We start from the raw sequence: 17,571 nt of genomic DNA, 5'->3' as shown, positions 1-17,571 counted from the left end.
GCTGTGCACGGTCTCCTCCGCGTCGTCGCGGAACTGGAGCGGACCTGGCCCGACAACAGGGCGGTGAACCTCGTCTTCCACGGTCACAGCGTGCCGTCGGGCTACTCCGCGACGCCCCTGGTCGACCGGCGCGCGTCCTACCCGCACGTCGTCGCCGGCCGGCTCGCCGAGCGCCACCCGCACGCGGTGATCAACGCGATCGTCACTGCGATCGGCGGCGAGCACTCGGAGTCGGGTGAGCGCCGGACGACGGAGGTCCTCGGCCATCGCCCGGACGTCGTGCTGATCGACTACGCCCTGAACGACCGGGCGATCGGGCTCGACCGGGCCCGCCGCGCCTGGGCGTCGATGATCGACGCCGTGCTCGGGGCCGGCGTCGTCCCCGTGCTGATCACGCCCTCGCCGGACCTGGCCGCCGACCTGGCCGATCCCGACGACGAGCTGGTCCGGCACGCCGAGCAGATCCGCGGGCTCGCCGAACGCGACGGCGTGCTGCTGGCGGACCCGCTCCGGGTCTTCCGCGCGCTGCAGGAGCGCGGCGAGTCCCTGGCGGAGCTGATGGCGCAGGGGAACCACCCGAACGGGCGCGGCCACGAGGTCATCGCGGCGGAGATCCTCGCGCTGTTCGCGCAGGCCCGGCAGCGGGGGAGTCGGAGCGAGTGACGGGAATCGAACCCGCGCCATCTGCTTGGGAAGCAGAAGTTCTACCATTGAACTACACTCGCGCGGCGCCGCTCAGGCGCACCGCCCCATGGTAGCAAGCCCCGCGCCCTAAGCTCGCCTCGTGCTGCTCTCCGATCGCGACATCAAGCTCGAACTCTCCTCCGGCCGCGTCGGGCTCTCGCCGCACGACGCGGCGATGATCCAGCCCTCGTCGGTCGACGTGCGGCTCGACCGCTTCTTCCGGCTGTTCGACAACCACCGGTACCCCTACATCGATCCGGCCGAGGACCAGCCCGAGCTGACGCGCCTGGTCGAGACCCCGGCGGGCGAGGCGTTCATCCTGCACCCCGGCGAGTTCGTGCTCGGCTCGACCTACGAGGAGGTCTCGCTCCCCGACGACATCGCCGCGCGCCTGGAGGGCAAGAGCTCGCTGGGGCGGCTGGGGCTGCTGACGCACTCGACCGCGGGGTTCATCGATCCCGGCTTCACCGGTCACGTCACGCTCGAGCTGAGCAACGTCGCGACCCTGCCGATCATGCTCTGGCCGGGGATGAAGATCGGCCAGATGTGCTTCTTCCGCCTGAGCTCGCCCGCCGAGCAGCCGTACGGCTCGGCGTCCTACCTCTCGCGCTATCAGGGCCAGCGCGGCCCCACCGCCTCCCGCTCGTCGCTGAACTTCCACCGCACCGACGTCTACGGCGACTGACCCCCTCCGCGAGATGCCGCTTGTGCACGCGACACGCCGTGGAAGGCGTGCACAAGTGGCATCTCGCGGGCGGGGAGCAGCCGGTCAGCCGAGCAGGCGGGGGAGCTGCAGGACGAGCCAGGGGGAGAAGGCCCAGGGGGCCGCACGGACGGCGGCGAGGGTCGCCTCGGGGTCGACCCACTCGACGTCCATGACCTCGTCGGCGCGGGGGCTCAGCGCGTCGCGGCTCGAGACCGTCGCGGTGTAGACCGGGCAGATCTCGTTCTCGACGATGCCGGAGGCGTCCACCGCGCGGTAGCGGAAGTCGGGCAGCGCCAGCTCGAGCGAGTCGAGCCGGGCGCCCAGCTCGCGCTCGGCGCGGCGCACCACCGCGTCCTCGATCCGCTCGCCGGGAGCGGGGTGCCCGCAGAACGAGTTGGTCCATACTCCGGGCCAGGTGCGCTTGCCCAGCGCGCGCCGCGTCACCAGCAGTGCGCCGTCGGGCGCGAAGACGTGGCAGGAGAAGGCGAGGTGCAGGGGGGTCGCGGTGTCGTGCACGGTCGCCTTGTCGGCCACGCCGACGGCGGTCCCGGACTCGTCGAGGAGCACCACCTCCTCGAGGAGATCCAGCTGCTCGAGCTCGTCAGTGCGCACGGCGATTCCTTCCGAAGTCATGACCGTAAGTCAAGCACGACGGCGGAACTCAGCCGGCTTATTGCTAGAGAGGCGAGTTTGTTAGCCTCGACCCCGTGGATACGCGCGACCCCGTGGTTCTCTCCCGAAGGCGGCAGGAGCACGTCGATGCTGTCCTCGACCGGTTCTTCTCGCTCGCGCGCTCCCGGGCGACGCGGCTCGGACCCCGGTACCTGACCCTCTGGCAGACGATCGAGGCCAACACCCGCGGCGGCAAGCGGTTCCGGCCGCTGATGGTGATCTCGGCCTACGAGGCGCACGGCGGTCAGGACCCCGAGGCGTCCGCCCACCTCGGCGCGGCCTTCGAGCTGCTGCACACCGCGCTGATCGTGCACGACGACGTGATCGACCGCGACTTCGTCCGCCGCGGCGGCCCGAACGTCTCGGGCAGCTACCGCGACGAGGCGACGACCGCCGGGCTCTCCATCCCCATCGCGGAGCACCGCGGAACCTCGGTCGCCGTCATCGCGGGCGACCTCGCGCTCACCGGCGCGCACCGCCTGGTCGAGGGCGTCGGCGCCTCCGACAGCGTCCGCGCGCGCCTGCTCACCCTGCTCGACGAGGCCGTCTTCGCCTCCGCCGCGGGTGAGCTGGCCGACGTCGACTTCTCGCTGATGCCCGGCATGCCCTCGGTGGAGGAGGTGCTCGAGATGGAGCGTCTGAAGACCGCGGTCTACTCCTTCGAGGCGCCGCTGCAGGCCGGCGCGATCCTGGCCGGCGCCGACGACGCGGCCGTCGAGGCCCTCGGCGAGTTCGGCCGCGGCATCGGCATCGCCTACCAGATCGTCGACGACCTGCTCGGCGTCTTCGGCTCCGAGGGGCAGACCGGCAAGACCACGCTCGGCGATCTCCGCGAGGGCAAGCGCACGGTCCTGATCGCGCACGCCGCCGGGACCGACCGCTGGCGCGAGATCGAGGGCCTCATCGGCGACGAGCACCTCGACCCCGACACGGCGGAGCGCGTGCGCTGCATCCTCGAGGAGTGCGGTTCGCGCGGCTACGCCGAGGCGCTCGCGAGCGACTTCGCGAACCGCGCGTGGGACGCGCTGCACACCCCCGCGGTGACGGAGGCGTTCCGCACCGAGATGCGGCCGCTGGTCTCGAGCGTCCTCGGGCGCACCCGGTGACCGCCCGACACGCCGCCGCGCACCCGTCGGACGCCCGCCACGCGCGGATCGCGGCCCGGATGCCGGTCGCCGCCCGCGCGCGCCGTACGGTGGCACGATGAGCCGGCAGAGCGAACTGTACGACCGCGTCGCCCACGAGGCGTCCGCGCAGGTGATCCGGCGCTACTCCACGTCCTTCGGCCTGGCCACCCGCCTCCTCGGGGCGGGCGTGCGCGAGCGCATCGAGGACGTCTACGCGCTGGTGCGCGTCGCCGACGAGATCGTGGACGGGGTCGCCGAGGAGGCGCACCTCGACCGCGCCGCCGTCGAGGAGTCGCTCGACGCCTTCGAGGCCGAGACCGAGCGCGCGCTCGCCAGCGGCTACAGCGCGAACCTCGTCATCCACGCCTTCGCCCGCACCGCGCGCGCCGCCGGCTTCGGCACCGAGCTCACCGGTCCCTTCTTCGCCTCGATGCGCGCCGACCTGCGCGAGACGGTGCACACCCCCGAGTCGTTCGAGAGCTACGTCTACGGCTCGGCCGAGGTGGTCGGGCTGATGTGCCTGCACGTCTTCCTCGCCGCGCCCGACGCCGGACTCGTCTCGCCCGCCGCGCGCGAGCGCCTCGTCGCCGGCGCCCGGCGCCTGGGTTCCGCGTTCCAGAAGGTCAACTTCCTCCGCGATCTGGCGGCCGACGTCGACGGCCTCGGCCGCAGCTACTTCCCCGGCGTCGACCCGCGCGCGTTCTCGGAGACCGACAAGGCGGCGCTGCTGGCCGACCTCGACGACGACCTCGCCGCGGCCGGCGCCATCGTGCCCGAGCTGCCCCGCTCGAGCCGACGCGCCGTGCTGCTCGCGCACTCCCTCTTCGCCGCGCTCGCGGACCGGATCCGCGCCACTCCCGCCGAGGAGCTGCTGCGCGCCCGGGTCAGCGTGCCGACGGCGACGAAGGCGGCGCTCGCCGCCCGCGCCGCCGTCTCGACGATCGGCCCGCGCCTGGGCACCGGCCCGGCGCGCGCGTCCCGCTCGGCGAGCGGCCCGCACCGCGCCGTCGTGATCGGCGGCGGCATCGGCGGTCTCGCCTCCGCCGGCCTGCTCGCCCGCGACGGCTGGGACGTGACCCTGCTCGAGCAGCGCGAGGTCGTCGGCGGCCGGGCCGGCTCGTGGGAGCGCGACGGCTTCCGCTTCGACACCGGCCCCTCCTGGTACCTGATGCCGGAGGTGTTCGACCACTTCTTCCGACTGATGGGCACGAGCGCCGAGGAGCGGCTCGACCTCGAGCGCCTCGACCCGGGCTACCGCGTCTACAGCCAGGGCATCGCCGAGCCGATCGACGTGCTCGCCGACCTGGAGTCCAACCTCGCCCTGTTCGAGAGCATCGAGCCCGGCGCGGGGGCCCGGATGCGGGTCTACCTCGAGTCGGCGCGCGACACCTACGAGGTGGCCAAGCGCCGGTTCCTCTACACGAGCTTCGCGTCGTTCCTGCCGCTGCTGCGCCGCGACGTGCTCAGCCGCACCGGCCGGCTCGGCCGCCTCCTGCTCACCCCGCTCGACACCTTCGCGGCGACCGCGGTCACCGACAACCGGCTGCGGCAGATCCTCGGCTACCCGGCCGTCTTCCTCGGCTCCTCGCCGTTCGCCGCGCCGAGCATGTACCACCTGATGAGCCACCTCGACCTGGCCGACGGCGTGCTCTACCCGATGGGCGGCTTCACCCGCCTGATCGCGGCCGTCGCCGAGGTGGCGGAGGAGGCGGGCGTCACCGTCCGCACCTCCTCGCGCGCCACCCGCATCCTCACGGCGCGCGCCCCGCGCGGCAGCCGCCGCGGGGCCGAGGTCGTCGGCGTCGAGTACGAGGGCCCGGACGGCACGCGACAGCTCCCCGCCGAGCTCGTCGTCAACGCCTCCGACCTGTTCACCACGGAGCAGGCGCTGCTTCCCGACGAGCTGCGCAGCTATCCGCCCGAGTACTGGGAGAACCGCGAGCCCGGCCCGAGCGCCGTGCTGGTGCTCCTGGGCGTCCGCGGTGCGCTGCCGGAGCTCGAGCACCACACGCTGCTGTTCACGAGCGACTGGCGCGAGAACTTCGGCCGGATCTTCGGCGAGAACCCCTCGGTCCCCGATCCCGCGTCGATCTACGTCTGCCGCCCGAGCGCGACCGACCCCGGCGTCGCTCCCGAGGGGCACGAGAACCTCTTCGTCCTCGTGCCGATCCCGGCCGACACCTCGATCGGCCACGGGGGGATCGACGGCGCCGGCGACGCGCAGGTCGAGGCCATCGCCGACGCGGCGATCCGCCAGATCGCGACCTGGACCGGTGCCGAGGACCTCGCCGAGCGGATCGTCGTGCGCCGCACCATCGGCCCGGCCGACTTCGAGAGCGATCTCGGGGCCTGGCGCGGCTCGATGCTCGGTCCGGCGCACATCCTCTCGCAGAGCGCGTTCTTCCGCTCCGGGAACGCCAGCGCGCACGTCGACGGGCTGCTCTTCGCGGGCAGCTCGACGATCCCGGGCATCGGCCTGCCCATGTGCGTGATCAGCGCCGAGGTGATGCTCAAGCGCGTCCGCGGCGACGTGTCGACCGAGCCGCTGCCCGTGCGCGCCGCCCCCTCGGCGCCGGTCGCCCCGAGCGTGGCTCCCGAGCCCGTCGCCGCGGGGGAGTAGCGCGTGGGGGTCCTCTACCTGCTCGCGCTCGTCGTCTCGATCACCGGGATGGTCGTGCTCGACAGGCGCTTCGGCCTGTTCTTCTGGGCGGACGCCCGCCGTGCGGCGATCGTGCTGCCGGCCGGCGTCGTGTTCTTCCTGCTCTGGGACCTCGCCGGCATCGGACTCGGCGTCTTCTTCCGCGGCGAGACCCCGTACATGACCGGGCTGCAGCTCGCGCCGGAGCTGCCGGTCGAGGAGGTCCTCTTCCTCACGCTGCTCTGCTACCTGTCGATGGACGTGCACGGGTTCCTCGCGAAGCGGGCGGAGGCGCGCGCGTGACCTACCTGCTCCTCAACGCGGTCTTCCTCGCGGTGGTCGCGGTGCCGCTGGTGGTCGCGCTCCGGCGCGGCCGGCTCCGGCTGCCCGTGCTGCTCGGCACCCTCGCGATGCTGCTGGTGACGACCGCCGTCTTCGACAACATCATGATCGGCGTCGGGCTCCTCGTCGCCTACGACGACGACCTGATCTCGGGGATCCGGATAGGCGTCGCGCCGATCGAGGACTTCGCCTACGCGATCGCGGCCGCGCTCGCCCTGCCGGCGCTGTGGGTCCTCCTGCCGGCACGCCGCCGGAGCGATCGGTGAGGCGGCTCCGCGCGCTGTTCGTCTCCAGCCGCCCGCTGAGCTGGGTCAACACGGCCTACCCGTTCGCCGCGGCCTACCTGCTGACCACCCGCGAGATCGACCTCGCCCTCGTGCTCGGCACGCTCTACTTCCTGATCCCCTACAACCTCGCGATGTACGGGATCAACGACGTCTTCGACTACGAGTCCGACCTTCGGAACCCGCGCAAGGGCGGTGTCGAGGGCGCGGTCCTCGATCGGAGCGAGCACCGCGCGACGCTGATCGCGGCGGTGGCGACCAACGTCCCGTTCCTGGTCGCGCTCGTGCTGCTCGGCTCGCCGCTGTCCTGGCTGGTGCTGGCGGTCAGCGTCTTCGCCGTCATCGCCTACAGCGCGCCCGGCCTGCGCTTCAAGGAGCGGCCGTTCCTCGACTCGCTGACCTCGGCGACGCACTTCGTCAGCCCCGCCGTCTACGGCGTCGCGCTCGCGGGCACGGTGCTCACCCCGGGTCTCTGGGCCCTGCTGGTCGCGTTCTTCCTCTGGGGGATCGCCAGCCACGCCTTCGGCGCGGTGCAGGACATCCTGGCCGACCGGGCCGGCGGCATCGGGTCGATCGCCACGGTGATCGGCGCGAAGGCGACCGTGCGCTTCGCGATCGCCGCCTACGTCGCGAGCGGGCTGCTCCTGCTGCTGCTGCCCTGGCCGGGGACGCTGGCCGCGCTGCTCGCGATCCCGTACGCGCTGAGCGTCTGGCCGTACCGCTCGCTGACCGACGAGCAGGCCGAGCGCGCGAACGCCGGCTGGAAGCGCTTCCTCGCGCTGAACTTCCTCACCGGGTTCCTGGTGACGCTGCTGCTGATCCTGTTCTGGCTCGCGACCTGATCGGAGCTCGCCGGCTGATCAGGCGCTCGTCCGGGCGGCGGCGGCCGGCGTCCTGACCGGCAGCAGCAGGGCGAGTCCCGCGGCGAGCACGACGACCAGCCCGAGGATCCCCCAGTACTGCACGTCGGCGTCGCCGGAGACGCCCGCGGCGATCGAGACCGCGGCGGCGAAGGCGGCGGGCGCGAGGAACGACGCCGCGCGACCGGTCGTCGCGTAGAGGCCGAAGATCTCGCCCTCGCGTCCCTCCGGGATCAGCCGGGAGAGGTAGCTGCGGCTGGCCGACTGCGCGGGGCCGACGAAGAGGCACAGCAGCAGGCCGAAGACCCAGAACGCGGTCGGGCCGGCGTCGTGCAGGACGAAGACGGCGCCGCCGCAGACGATCAGCCCGATCAGCGAGGCGACGATCACCGACTTGGGACCGAGCCGGTCGTCGAGGGCGCCGACCGCGATGGTCGCGACGCCGGCGACGATGTTCGCGGCGATCGCGAACAGGATCACCTGCCCGGCGCTGAAGCCGAAGGTGCCCTGGGCGAGGACGCCGCCGAAGGTGAAGACGCCGGTCAGGCCGTCGCGGAAGACGGCGCTCGCGAGCAGGAAGGCGAGCGTCGTCGGGCTCTCGCGGCGCAGCGCCCCGATCTGGCGGAAGAGCGCGCGGTAGGACTCGAGCACGCTCACCCGCGCGGTGCCGCCGGTCCGGCCGGGGAGCTCGGGGACGGCGAACAGGACGGGCAGGGCGAAGACGGCGAACCAGATCCCGGCCAGCAGGATCGAGACGCGGACGTCCAGGCCGTCCTCGCCCGTGACGCCGAAGAGCCCCACCTCGGGCGAGATGAGGCCGAAGTAGAGGACGAGGAGCAGCGCGATGCCGCCGACGTAGCCCATGCCCCAGCCGAAGCCCGAGACGCGCCCGACGCTCGCCCGGGTGGAGACCTGGCTGAGCATCGCGTTGTAGTTGACGCTCGCGAACTCGAAGAAGACGGTGCCCACGGCGAGCAGGCCCAGGCCGAGCCAGAGGAAGGCCGGGTCGGGGCGGACGAAGAACATCAGCAGGATGCAGGCGACGACCACCGCGGAGTGCAGGCCGAGCCAGCGGCGCCGGCGCCCGCCCAGGTCGGCGCGGCGCCCGGTCACCGGGGCGATCAGGGCGACGACGACGCCGGCGCCCGCGAGGGTCCAGCCGAGCGCCGCGGAGACGCCGCTCGGTGTGCCGAAGAGGCCGTCGGTGGTGAGGTAGACGGTGAAGACGAATGTCGTGACGACGGCGTTGAAGGCGGAGCTGCCCCAGTCCCAGAGGCCCCAGGCGACGACGGGCCAGCGGCTGGTGCGGGGGTGGAGGCTGGCGCTGGCGGTCATGCACTCACCGTAGGGGGAGCGGGAGAACGGGAGGTAGCGTGACGTTTTCTGCAGCCTGAGAGTTGAGCCGGGTCGACTCAGGTTTCTGCTCCTCGACTTGACTCACCACGACCGATGCGTAAACTTGAGCGTGCGGGGCTCAACTCCCGCAGACGACTTTCCCGCAGAAGATCCACCAGTGAGGGACGGCCCGACGGCCGTCCGCGAAGGAGAAACACGCATATGTCCCGTGCCGTAGGCATCGACCTGGGAACCACCAACTCGGTCGTGGCCGTCCTCGAGGGTGGCGAGCCCACCGTCATCGCCAACGCCGAGGGCTTCCGCACCACCCCGTCCGTCGTCGCGTTCACCAAGGACGGCGAGGTGCTCGTCGGCGAGACCGCCAAGCGCCAGGCCGTGACGAACGTCGACCGCACCCTCGCCTCCGTCAAGCGCCACATGGGCACCGACTGGACGTTCGCCGTCGAGGAGAAGAAGTACACGCCGCAGGAGATCTCGGCGCGCATCCTCGGCAAGCTCAAGCGCGACGCCGAGCAGTACCTGGGCGAGAAGGTGACCGACGCGGTCATCACCGTCCCGGCCTACTTCAACGACGCCGAGCGCCAGGCCACGAAGGACGCCGGCGAGATCGCCGGCCTCAACGTGCTCCGCATCATCAACGAGCCGACCGCCGCGGCGCTCGCCTACGGCCTCGACAAGGGCAAGGAGGACGAGCTCATCCTCGTCTTCGACCTCGGTGGCGGCACCTTCGACGTCTCCCTCCTCGAGGTGGGCAAGGACGACGACTTCTCCACCATCCAGGTCCGCGCGACCTCGGGTGACAACCGCCTCGGCGGCGACGACTGGGACCAGCGCGTCGTCGACTACCTGGTCAAGCGCTTCAAGGACTCGACCGGCGTCGACGTCTCGAAGGACAAGATCGCGCGCCAGCGCCTCAAGGAGGCGGCGGAGCAGGCCAAGAAGGAGCTCTCCTCGAGCACCTCGACCAGCATCCAGCTGCCCTACCTCTCGCTCACCGAGAACGGCCCCGCGAACCTCGACGAGACGCTCACGCGCGCCAAGTTCGAGGAGCTCACGAACGACCTGATCGAGCGCACCCGCAAGCCGTTCACCGACGTCATCGCGGAGGCCGGTGTCAAGGTCGACGACATCGCGCACGTCGTCCTCGTCGGCGGCTCGACCCGCATGCCGGCCGTGGCCGAGCTCGTCAAGAAGCTCACCGGCGGCAAGGAGCCCAACAAGGGCGTCAACCCGGACGAGGTCGTCGCCGTCGGCGCCGCCCTGCAGGCCGGCGTCCTCAAGGGCGAGCGCAAGGACGTCCTGCTCATCGACGTCACCCCGCTCTCGCTCGGCATCGAGACCAAGGGAGGGATCATGACCAAGCTCATCGAGCGCAACACGGCCATCCCGACCAAGCGCTCCGAGACCTTCACCACGGCCGACGACAACCAGCCGTCCGTCGCGATCCAGGTCTTCCAGGGCGAGCGCGAGTTCACCCGCGACAACAAGAACCTCGGCACCTTCGAGCTGACCGGCATCGCCCCCGCGCCGCGCGGCATCCCGCAGGTCGAGGTCACCTTCGACATCGACGCCAACGGCATCGTGCACGTGTCCGCCAAGGACAAGGGCACCGGCAAGGAGCAGTCGATGACGATCACCGGCGGCTCGTCGCTGCCCAAGGACGACATCGACCGCATGGTGCGCGAGGCCGAGGAGCACGCCTCCGAGGACAAGGCCCGCCGCGAGGCCGCCGAGGTCCGCAACAACGCCGAGACCCTCGCCTACTCGATCGACAAGCTGATCAAGGAGAACGAGGACAAGCTGCCCGAGGACGTCAAGACCGAGGTCCAGGGCGACGTCGACGCGCTGAAGACCGCGCTCGCCGGCGACGACGACGCGGCCGTCAAGACCGCGTTCGACGCCCTCAACGCCTCGCAGACCAAGATCGGCCAGGCCATCTACTCGCAGGACCAGGCCGCGCAGAGCGCTCCGCAGGACGCGCCGGCCGAGGACGAGAAGAAGGACGACGAGGACATCGTCGACGCCGAGGTCATCGACGAGGACGAGCCGAAGGACACGAAGTAGCGATGGGGAAGCACAACCAGGAGCCGGACAACGGCGTGCCCGAGGACGAGCCGGCCACCGGTGCCGAGGCGGCCGAGTCCGCCCAGGACACCGAGGGCCTGATCGAGGCCGAGGGTCCCGACGTCGAGACGACGCTCTCCGACGCCGACCTCTCGTTCCTCTCCGGTCAGTCCGACGCCGAGACGCTCGCGGCCGAGCACCTCGCCGACCTCCAGCGGGTCACCGCGGAGTACGCGAACTACCGCAAGCGCACCGAGTCGAACCGCCAGGTCGACAAGGAGCGGGCGATCGGCGACGCGGTGAAGGTCATCCTCCCCGTGCTCGACGACATCGACCGCGCCGAGAAGCACGGCGATCTCGCCGAGGGCGGCCCGTTCACCGCCATCGCGCAGAAGCTGCGCGGCGGCATCGAGAAGCTCGGGCTGGTGAAGACGGGCGCCGTGGGCGATCTGTTCGACCCGAACATCCACGAGGCGATCTTCCAGCAGCCCACTCCCGGTGCCGAGACCTCCACGGTCGCGGACGTCGTGGAGTCGGGCTACTACCTCGGCGGCTCGCTGCTGCGCGCCGCCAAGGTGGTCGTCGCGGTCCCCGCCGACTGACCCGCCTCCCGCACCACTGCGGAGCCTCCACTCCCGAGCAGGGGCCGTCCCGACCACGGGCGGCCCCTGCCGGGGTCTGAGGACTCCGCACGACGACAGCCGCACTACGACACAGGAAGAGGCGCATGGCCAGCCAGGATTGGTTCGACAAGGACTTCTACAAGATCCTCGGTGTCTCGAAGGACGTCTCCGCGGCGGACCTGAAGAAGACCTACCGCAAGCTCGCCCGGCAGTTCCATCCCGACTCCAACCCGGGGGACGCGAAGGCCGAGGCGCGCTTCAAGGAGATCAGCGAGGCGTACACCGTCCTCTCCGACGCCGAGCACCGCAAGGAGTACGACCAGATCCGCGCGATGGGCTCCGGCGCCCGCTTCACGGCCGGCGGCCAGCCGGGCGGCTTCGACGACGTCTTCGGCAACGTCTTCAACCAGGGCGGCGGCGGCCGCACCTCGTACAGCACCCAGCAGGGTCCGCCCGCCGGCTTCGAGGACATCCTCGGCGGCATGTTCGGCAACGCGGGCGGCGGCCGGTTCGGCCAGCCCAGCGGCGGCTACCGCGGCTTCGGCGGCCCGCAGAAGGGCGCCGACGTCACCGCCAGCACCACCATCGACTTCCGCACTGCTACCCAGGGCGACACCGTGCAGCTGCAGACCGGCGAGGGCCGCGCGCTGTCGGTCCGGATCCCGGCCGGCGTCGCCGACCAGCAGAAGATCCGCGTCCGCGGCAAAGGCCGCCCGAGCCCCGACGGCGGCGAGCCCGGCGACCTCGTGCTCACCGTCGCCGTGCGCAAGCACCCGGTCTTCGAGCGCGACGGACTGAACCTGCGCGTCACCGTCCCCGTCACCTTCGTCGAGGCCGTCTTCGGCGCCACGATCGAGGTGCCGACCCTCGGCGGCGACCCGGTCAAGCTGCGCGTCGCGCCCGGCACCCCGAGCGGCCGCGTGCTGCGAGTCAAGGGCCGCGGTGTCGCCACCGGCAAGGGCACGGGCGACCTGCTCGCCGAGATCCAGGTCGCGGTGCCCGACCACCTGTCCGGCGCGGCGCGCGACGCGCTCGAGGCCTACGCGGCCGCCGAGCCGTCGGACAACCCGCGCGACGACATCCTGGAGAAGGCCCGCTACTAGCACGGCCCGGACCCTGCGGGGCCGGCCGGAGAGGAGGAGACGTGGACGAGAGCACCCCGGTGTTCGCGATCGCGGTCGCCGCCGACCTGGCCGGCATGCACCCGCAGACGCTGCGCCAGTACGACCGGCTCGGTCTGGTGCGCCCCACACGCACGGCCGGCAAGTCCCGCCGCTACTCGATGCGCGACGTCGTGCAGCTGCGCGAGGTCGCCCGGCTCTCCTCCGAGGGTGTCTCGCTCGAGGGCATCGCCCGCATCCTCCAGCTCGAGAACCAGGTGCTCTCGCTGTCGCAGCGCGTGCGCGAGCTCGAGTCCGCGCTGGCCGACGAGCTGCTCAACCGTCCGGGCCGCCGGGTCTTCGCCGCCGGCCTCGAGGGCGACGTGGTGACCCTCCGTCACGGAACGCGCGCTCAGCGGCGCACCGAGCTCGTGGTGTGGCGTCCGCTGCCGCGCGGGGCCGATGAGGGCGACGCCACCCCTGAGCGCGGAGCCCCCGAACAGGGCTAGCCTGTCGGAGCGCCCGGAACGGACCGGGCCGCTGAGAGGGCACCATGACTCAGGACGACCGCGACGACGACGCCGCGACGCCGGATGCCGAGACTCCGGAGTACACCCGCGAGGACTACGCGATCCACGCCACCCGGAGCGAGCTGCCGCTCTTCGCGGAGGCCGTCGTCGACCGGCGGGACGACTCCGACTGGCTCTCCGCGCTCTCGGGCGTCCTCGGCCGCACCGAGAAGGACACCGCCGCAGCGGCCGCCCAGGCGGCCCTCGAGCGCCGCGCGAGCAAGCCCGACGGCACCTGAGCCCATCGGCTGAGGCGGCGGGTCTCGATGCGCCCCTGCGGGGCTGCTCGACCACCATGATGTGCATGCCGATCGAGTAGCGCGCGGAGCGGGCGCATCGAGATCCACCGGCGTCAGACGTGGAGTCGGCACTCGACCAGCAGGAGAAGGCGCTGCGTGCTACTTGCGGGCCGGGACGCGCAGCGCCGCGGGGGCGCCGAGGCGGCCGCCGCTGAGGCGCTGCAGGATCTCGGTGCCGAAGGGGACGGCGCCGACGAGTCGGCGCGCATCGACGTCCTCCTCGTCGGAGTAGCCGACCAGGACGTAGACGCCGACGACGACGATCGCGGCGATGGTCGCGACGCGGACCGGGATCTGGTCGACCGCCCCGCCCCCGCCGTCGACCGGCTCGGCGAGCGTGACGCACATCAGGAAGACCGTGGCGTAGACCGCGAGGTGCCGGTGCGTGCTCCGCCAGGGCCGCGAGAGCGCGGCGATCGGCAGGATCCAGAGCGCGTACCAGGGGTGGATGGCGGTCGACGCCGTGACGAAGGCCAGCAGCGCGCCGGTCAGGCGGGCGAGCGGATCGATGGCCCGCCGCGACAGCATCAGCGCACCGGCGATCACGCCCGCGCCGAGGAGGGCGAGCATCTTGACCACGGCGATCGCGGCGGCCGGATCGTGGCCGGTCATCTGGACGGCGGTGGACACCGCGACGACGACGGCGGACATCGGTGCGTACCAGTGCAGGATCGAGCCCGGCACGATCATCGCGCCGATCCAGCCGACGCCGACTCCCGCGGCGAGGCCGATCGCGACGACGACGGCGAGCGCTCCCGCGCCGCTCCAGGCCCAGGTCCGGACGCGCTGCCGCAGCGTCGCGTCGTGCCGCAGCCAGAGCAGCGCGAGGACGGGCAGCGCGATGACGGCGACCGGCTTGACGGCGATCGCCGCGCCCATCAGCAGCACGGCGGCGACCCGGCGGTCGGTGTGGCCGTAGTAGAGCGAGGCGAGGATCAGCGCGATCATCACGGAGTCGTTGTGCCCGGCGACGACGAAGAGGACGAGGGTCAGCGGATTGGCGACGAGGGTCCACGCGGTGAGCGGGACGGACAGGCCGCGCAGCCGGGCGAGCCGCAGGGCGTAGACGGTGCTGACGGCGACTCCGGCGACGGAGAGCGCGCGGAGCATCGCGACCGAGAGCTCGGGGAAGGTCCAGCCGGCGACGTGCACGGCGGTCTGCTCCGCGAGCAGGTAGAGCGGCCCGTAGGGCGTGGGCGTGTCGGCCCAACGCGGGTCGACGCCGAGCGCGTACCAGCCGGGCAGGGTGGCGACGCCGCTCGAGTAGGGGTTCACGCCGGCGGTCATCAGGCGGCCCTGTGCGACGTAGGAGAACATGTCGCGGCTGAACAGCGGCACGGTGACGAGCAGGGGAGCGGCCCAGGCGAGCGCGGCGACGAGGATCGCGCGGACGGATCCGGGGCGGTCGTCGAGGGCGGCCGAGCGCAGCCGCAGCCAGGCGACGAGCAGCAGCATCCCGCCGCCGACGACGGCCACGACGCCCAGCTCGGTGGCCCCGGCCGAGGCGCGGAGCGCGGAGATCAGCGGCCAGTCCCGGATCGGCGAGTCGAGCGGCAGGTAGCCGACGGAGAGCGAGCCGGCGAGGATCGCGAGCGAGCCGATCAGCCCGACCACGAGGGGTGCGGCCGTGGACAGCAGGGGCGCGCGCACGCGCCCGCTCTGCGTCCGGACCTCGTCCGGTCGTCGCGTCATCCCCCGAGTCACCATCCCGGCCACGTTAGGCGACCCGCATCGGAAAGCGGTGGACAGGCGGTGAACGGTTGACCAGCGCGCTCTCAGCCGTTAGCGGCGTCCGGCGCGGCCTCGGCGAAGCGCAGCTGGTTGCCGAACGGATCGATCAGATCGAGCGCGAATCCGAACGGCGACCGCGTGATCCGCGGGTTGAGGTACGGGTACTCCTTCGAGTCGAGCTCGGCGTGCAGCTCGCGCACCCCGCGGAGGGCCACGTGCACCGCCGCTCCGGGGCTCCCGTCGCGGTGGTGCTCGCTGAGGTGCAGGCGCAGACCCGACCGCGAGACCTGCAGGTAGAGCGGCGCGTCGCGTGCGGCGCGGTGCTCCCAGTCGACGGTGAAGCCGAGGTAGTCGACGTAGAACTCGCCCGCCTTGGCGACCGAGAAGATCCTCAGGATGGGCACCGCCGCCTCCAGCCGCACCGCTTCCAGGCGCGGAACGTCGCCTCCGTTCGTCTGGTCTCTGGCGCGTCGTCTCGTCTCCACGCCACGAGGCTAGCCGCCCGTGCGACGGCCGCTCGCCAGCGGCGTCGCTCGACGAGGCCCGGCTCAGTCGATGAGGTCCAGGGCGCGCAGGCGGGCGAGCGTGTCGACCCCGGCGGGCGGGCAGCGGTGCCCGTCGGAGCCGGTGATCCAGTGCAGCGCGTCGATCTCGCCGCTCGCGCGCGGCTCCGCGGTGAGCTCCGCGGCGAACACGGTCATGTGCACCTCGCGGCCCTCCGGCTCGCCGTGCGCCTGCGTCCGGACGGTGAAGAGCTCGCGCAGCGACGTCGGCGCGGTGCCCAGCTCCTCCTCCGTCTCGCGGGCCGCCGCCTCGGCGCCCGTCTCGCCCGGGTCGACCTTGCCGCCGGGGAGGTAGACGACGTCGCGCCCGCGCGCCGTCACCATCAGCACGCGGCGCTCGCGCAGGACGGCGACCGCGGAGACGACGAGGGGAGGGAGGCTGCTCATCCCGCCATCATGCCCGTCGACGGTTCCCGCCCGCGGTCGGGCCTCCGAGCCCGCGGCTACCATGGACGCACACCAGAAGGACGCGCGCAGCCGGCGCGCGCCAGGGCCCCGTGCGCCCGAACAGCTAGGAGCTCCCCGTGGCAGAACCCACCACCCTCGACAAGGTCGTCACCCTCGCCCAGCACCGGGGGTTCGTCTTCCCCTCGGGCGAGATCTACGGCGGCACCCGCTCCGCCTGGGACTACGGCCCCCTCGGCGTCGAGCTCAAGGAGAACATCAAGCGCCAGTGGTGGAAGGCGTTCGTGCAGGGCCGCGGCGACGTCGTCGGCCTCGACTCGGCCGTGATCCTGCCGACCGCGATCTGGAGCGCCTCCGGTCACGTCGGCGTCTTCTCCGACCCGCTGACCGAGTCGCTGATCACGCACAAGCGCTACCGCGCCGACCACCTCTTCGAGAAGTACGAGGAGGTCAACGGGCACGCCCCCGAGAACGGCCTCGCCGACATCCCGGACCCGGAGCACCCCGACAAGATCGGCCAGTGGACCGAGATCAAGCAGTTCTCCGGGCTGATGAAGACCTACCTCGGTGTCGTCGACGACGAGTCGGGCCTGCACTACCTCCGCCCCGAGACCGCGCAGGGCATCTTCACCAACTTCGCCAACGTGCTGCAGAGCGCGCGGAAGAAGCCGCCGTTCGGCATCGGCCAGATCGGCAAGGCGTTCCGCAACGAGATCACGCCCGGCAACTTCATCTTCCGCACCCGCGAGTTCGAGCAGATGGAGCTCGAGTTCTTCGTCGAGCCCGGCACGGACGAGGAGTGGCAGGAGACCTGGATGCAGCTCGCCTGGGACTGGTTCGTCGACCTCGGGATCTCGCCGGAGAACATCCGCCAGTTCGAGCACCCGAAGGACAAGCTCTCCCACTACTCCAAGCGCACCGTCGACATCGAGTACCGCTTCAGCTTCGCCTCGGGCGAGTGGGGCGAGCTGATGGGCGTCGCGAACCGCACCGACTTCGACCTCAAGACGCACATGGAGCACTCCGGCAAGGACCTCTCCTTCTTCGACCAGACGAAGAACGAGCGCTTCGTGCCGTTCGTGATCGAGCCGTCCTTCGGCCTGACCCGCGCGCTGATGGCGTTCCTGGTCGACGCCTACGAGGAGCAGGAGCTGCCGCCGAACGCCAAGGGCAAGGTCGAGACGCGCACCGTGCTGCACCTCGACCCGCGCCTCGCGCCGGTCAAGGTCGCGGTGCTGCCGCTCTCGCGCAACGAGGCGCTCTCGCCGCTCGCCCGCGAGGTCGCGGACCGGCTCCGCGCACTCTGGAACGTCGACTTCGACGACTCCGGCGCGATCGGCCGCCGCTACCGCCGCCAGGACGAGATCGGCACGCCCTACTGCGTGACGATCGACTTCGACTCGCTGGAGGACCACGCCGTGACGGTCCGCGACCGCGACACCATGAAGCAGGAGCGCATCCCGCTCGACCAGCTGGAGACGCACCTCTTCACCGGTCTGCGCGGCGCCTGACCCTTCTCGCGAGATGCCACTTGTGCACGCTTTCCAC

Annotated in this window: 18 protein-coding genes and 1 tRNA gene; 13 read left to right on the top strand and 6 right to left on the bottom strand. The window is 71.9% G+C overall.

From position 1 onward, the window contains the following. The first annotated feature begins 3 nt into the window (after window positions 1–3). Entirely contained in the window at window positions 4–663 is a 660-nt protein-coding gene (locus tag HRK28_RS06385; protein WP_160087271.1) for an SGNH/GDSL hydrolase family protein, read from the top strand. Here HRK28_RS06385 and HRK28_RS06380 read toward each other — a convergent pair. After that, window positions 655–725 (bottom strand) — tRNA-Gly (locus tag HRK28_RS06380). The two genes, HRK28_RS06385 and HRK28_RS06380, sit on opposite strands and share 9 nt — an antisense overlap. 59 nt (window positions 726–784) lie before the next feature. On the opposite strand from HRK28_RS06380, the gene dcd reads away from it, so the two are divergent. After that, window positions 785–1,369: a dCTP deaminase gene (dcd, locus tag HRK28_RS06375; RefSeq protein WP_160087273.1), complete on the top strand. Its 585-nt coding sequence runs from the start codon at window positions 785–787 to the stop codon at window positions 1,367–1,369. An 84-nt stretch (window positions 1,370–1,453) separates the two neighbouring features. Here dcd and idi read toward each other — a convergent pair whose 3' ends face one another. After that, a complete protein-coding gene (idi, locus tag HRK28_RS06370) occupies window positions 1,454–2,023 on the bottom strand; it encodes an isopentenyl-diphosphate Delta-isomerase (protein WP_160087275.1) in 570 nt (189 codons plus the stop codon). A gap of 74 nt (window positions 2,024–2,097) precedes the next feature. On the opposite strand from idi, the gene HRK28_RS06365 reads away from it, so the two are divergent. The 5 genes from HRK28_RS06365 to HRK28_RS06345 all read left to right on the top strand — a co-directional run bounded on the left by HRK28_RS06365 (window position 2,098) and on the right by HRK28_RS06345 (window position 7,295). Next, entirely contained in the window at window positions 2,098–3,168 is a 1,071-nt protein-coding gene (locus HRK28_RS06365) for a polyprenyl synthetase family protein (RefSeq protein ID WP_367948350.1), read from the top strand. Window positions 3,169–3,265: 97 nt separating this feature from the next. Continuing rightward, entirely contained in the window at window positions 3,266–5,809 is a 2,544-nt protein-coding gene (gene crtI, locus HRK28_RS06360) for a phytoene desaturase family protein (RefSeq protein WP_173250738.1), read from the top strand. 3 nt (window positions 5,810–5,812) lie between these two features. Then, window positions 5,813–6,130, top strand: coding sequence for a lycopene cyclase domain-containing protein (locus tag HRK28_RS06355; protein ID WP_160087279.1), 318 nt, complete (start codon window positions 5,813–5,815; stop codon window positions 6,128–6,130). Next, a complete protein-coding gene (locus tag HRK28_RS06350; protein ID WP_173250737.1) occupies window positions 6,127–6,435 on the top strand; it encodes a lycopene cyclase domain-containing protein in 309 nt (102 codons plus the stop codon). The genes HRK28_RS06355 and HRK28_RS06350 overlap by 4 nt, the downstream gene beginning before the upstream one ends. Further along, window positions 6,432–7,295 carry a prenyltransferase gene (locus HRK28_RS06345; RefSeq protein ID WP_173250736.1) on the top strand — a complete coding sequence of 288 codons (864 nt, stop codon included), beginning with the start codon at window positions 6,432–6,434 and terminating at the stop codon, window positions 7,293–7,295. Before HRK28_RS06350 ends, HRK28_RS06345 begins: the two co-directional genes overlap by 4 nt. A gap of 18 nt (window positions 7,296–7,313) precedes the next feature. Here the strand turns inward: HRK28_RS06345 and HRK28_RS06340 are convergent, their stop codons facing one another. After that, on the bottom strand, window positions 7,314–8,648 hold the full coding sequence (locus HRK28_RS06340) for an MFS transporter (protein ID WP_173250735.1): 1,335 nt from the start codon (window positions 8,646–8,648) through the stop codon (window positions 7,314–7,316). A 222-nt stretch (window positions 8,649–8,870) separates the two neighbouring features. Here HRK28_RS06340 and dnaK point away from each other — a divergent pair, with 222 nt between their 5' ends. From dnaK to HRK28_RS06315, 5 genes are all read left to right on the top strand, one after another. Further along, window positions 8,871–10,733, top strand: a complete 1,863-nt coding sequence (gene dnaK, locus HRK28_RS06335) for a molecular chaperone DnaK (protein ID WP_160087287.1) — start codon at window positions 8,871–8,873, stop codon at window positions 10,731–10,733. Window positions 10,734–10,735: 2 nt separating this feature from the next. Continuing rightward, the gene (locus HRK28_RS06330) at window positions 10,736–11,335 is read left to right on the top strand and encodes a nucleotide exchange factor GrpE (protein ID WP_160087288.1); all 600 of its coding nucleotides are present in this window, start codon (window positions 10,736–10,738) and stop codon (window positions 11,333–11,335) included. Window positions 11,336–11,460: 125 nt separating this feature from the next. Beyond that, window positions 11,461–12,459 (top strand): DnaJ C-terminal domain-containing protein, encoded by a 999-nt coding sequence (locus HRK28_RS06325; protein WP_173250734.1) that lies wholly within the window; start codon window positions 11,461–11,463, stop codon window positions 12,457–12,459. 41 nt (window positions 12,460–12,500) lie between these two features. After that, the gene (locus tag HRK28_RS06320; protein WP_160087290.1) at window positions 12,501–12,965 is read left to right on the top strand and encodes a MerR family transcriptional regulator; all 465 of its coding nucleotides are present in this window, start codon (window positions 12,501–12,503) and stop codon (window positions 12,963–12,965) included. A gap of 44 nt (window positions 12,966–13,009) precedes the next feature. Then, on the top strand, window positions 13,010–13,264 hold the full coding sequence (locus tag HRK28_RS06315; protein ID WP_173250733.1) for a hypothetical protein: 255 nt from the start codon (window positions 13,010–13,012) through the stop codon (window positions 13,262–13,264). A gap of 159 nt (window positions 13,265–13,423) precedes the next feature. Here HRK28_RS06315 and mptB read toward each other — a convergent pair whose 3' ends face one another. The 3 genes from mptB to HRK28_RS06300 form a co-directional block, all read right to left on the bottom strand. Further along, window positions 13,424–15,016, bottom strand: coding sequence for a polyprenol phosphomannose-dependent alpha 1,6 mannosyltransferase MptB (gene mptB, locus HRK28_RS06310; RefSeq protein WP_173250732.1), 1,593 nt, complete (start codon window positions 15,014–15,016; stop codon window positions 13,424–13,426). A gap of 83 nt (window positions 15,017–15,099) precedes the next feature. Beyond that, window positions 15,100–15,477, bottom strand: a complete 378-nt coding sequence (locus HRK28_RS06305) for a glyoxalase superfamily protein (RefSeq protein WP_160091211.1) — start codon at window positions 15,475–15,477, stop codon at window positions 15,100–15,102. A gap of 126 nt (window positions 15,478–15,603) precedes the next feature. Then, the gene (locus HRK28_RS06300) at window positions 15,604–16,005 is read right to left on the bottom strand and encodes an NUDIX domain-containing protein (RefSeq protein WP_173250731.1); all 402 of its coding nucleotides are present in this window, start codon (window positions 16,003–16,005) and stop codon (window positions 15,604–15,606) included. Window positions 16,006–16,142: 137 nt separating this feature from the next. On the opposite strand from HRK28_RS06300, the gene HRK28_RS06295 reads away from it, so the two are divergent. Then, a complete protein-coding gene (locus HRK28_RS06295) occupies window positions 16,143–17,534 on the top strand; it encodes a glycine--tRNA ligase (RefSeq protein WP_123701783.1) in 1,392 nt (463 codons plus the stop codon). The last annotated feature ends 37 nt before the right edge of the window (window positions 17,535–17,571 follow it).

The sequence above is a fragment of the Rathayibacter sp. VKM Ac-2835 genome, assembly GCF_013266705.1.
Taxonomy (GTDB): domain Bacteria; phylum Actinomycetota; class Actinomycetes; order Actinomycetales; family Microbacteriaceae; genus Rathayibacter.
The sequence above is the reverse complement of the archived record's forward strand: the minus strand, read 5'-3'. Positions and strand labels throughout refer to the sequence as shown.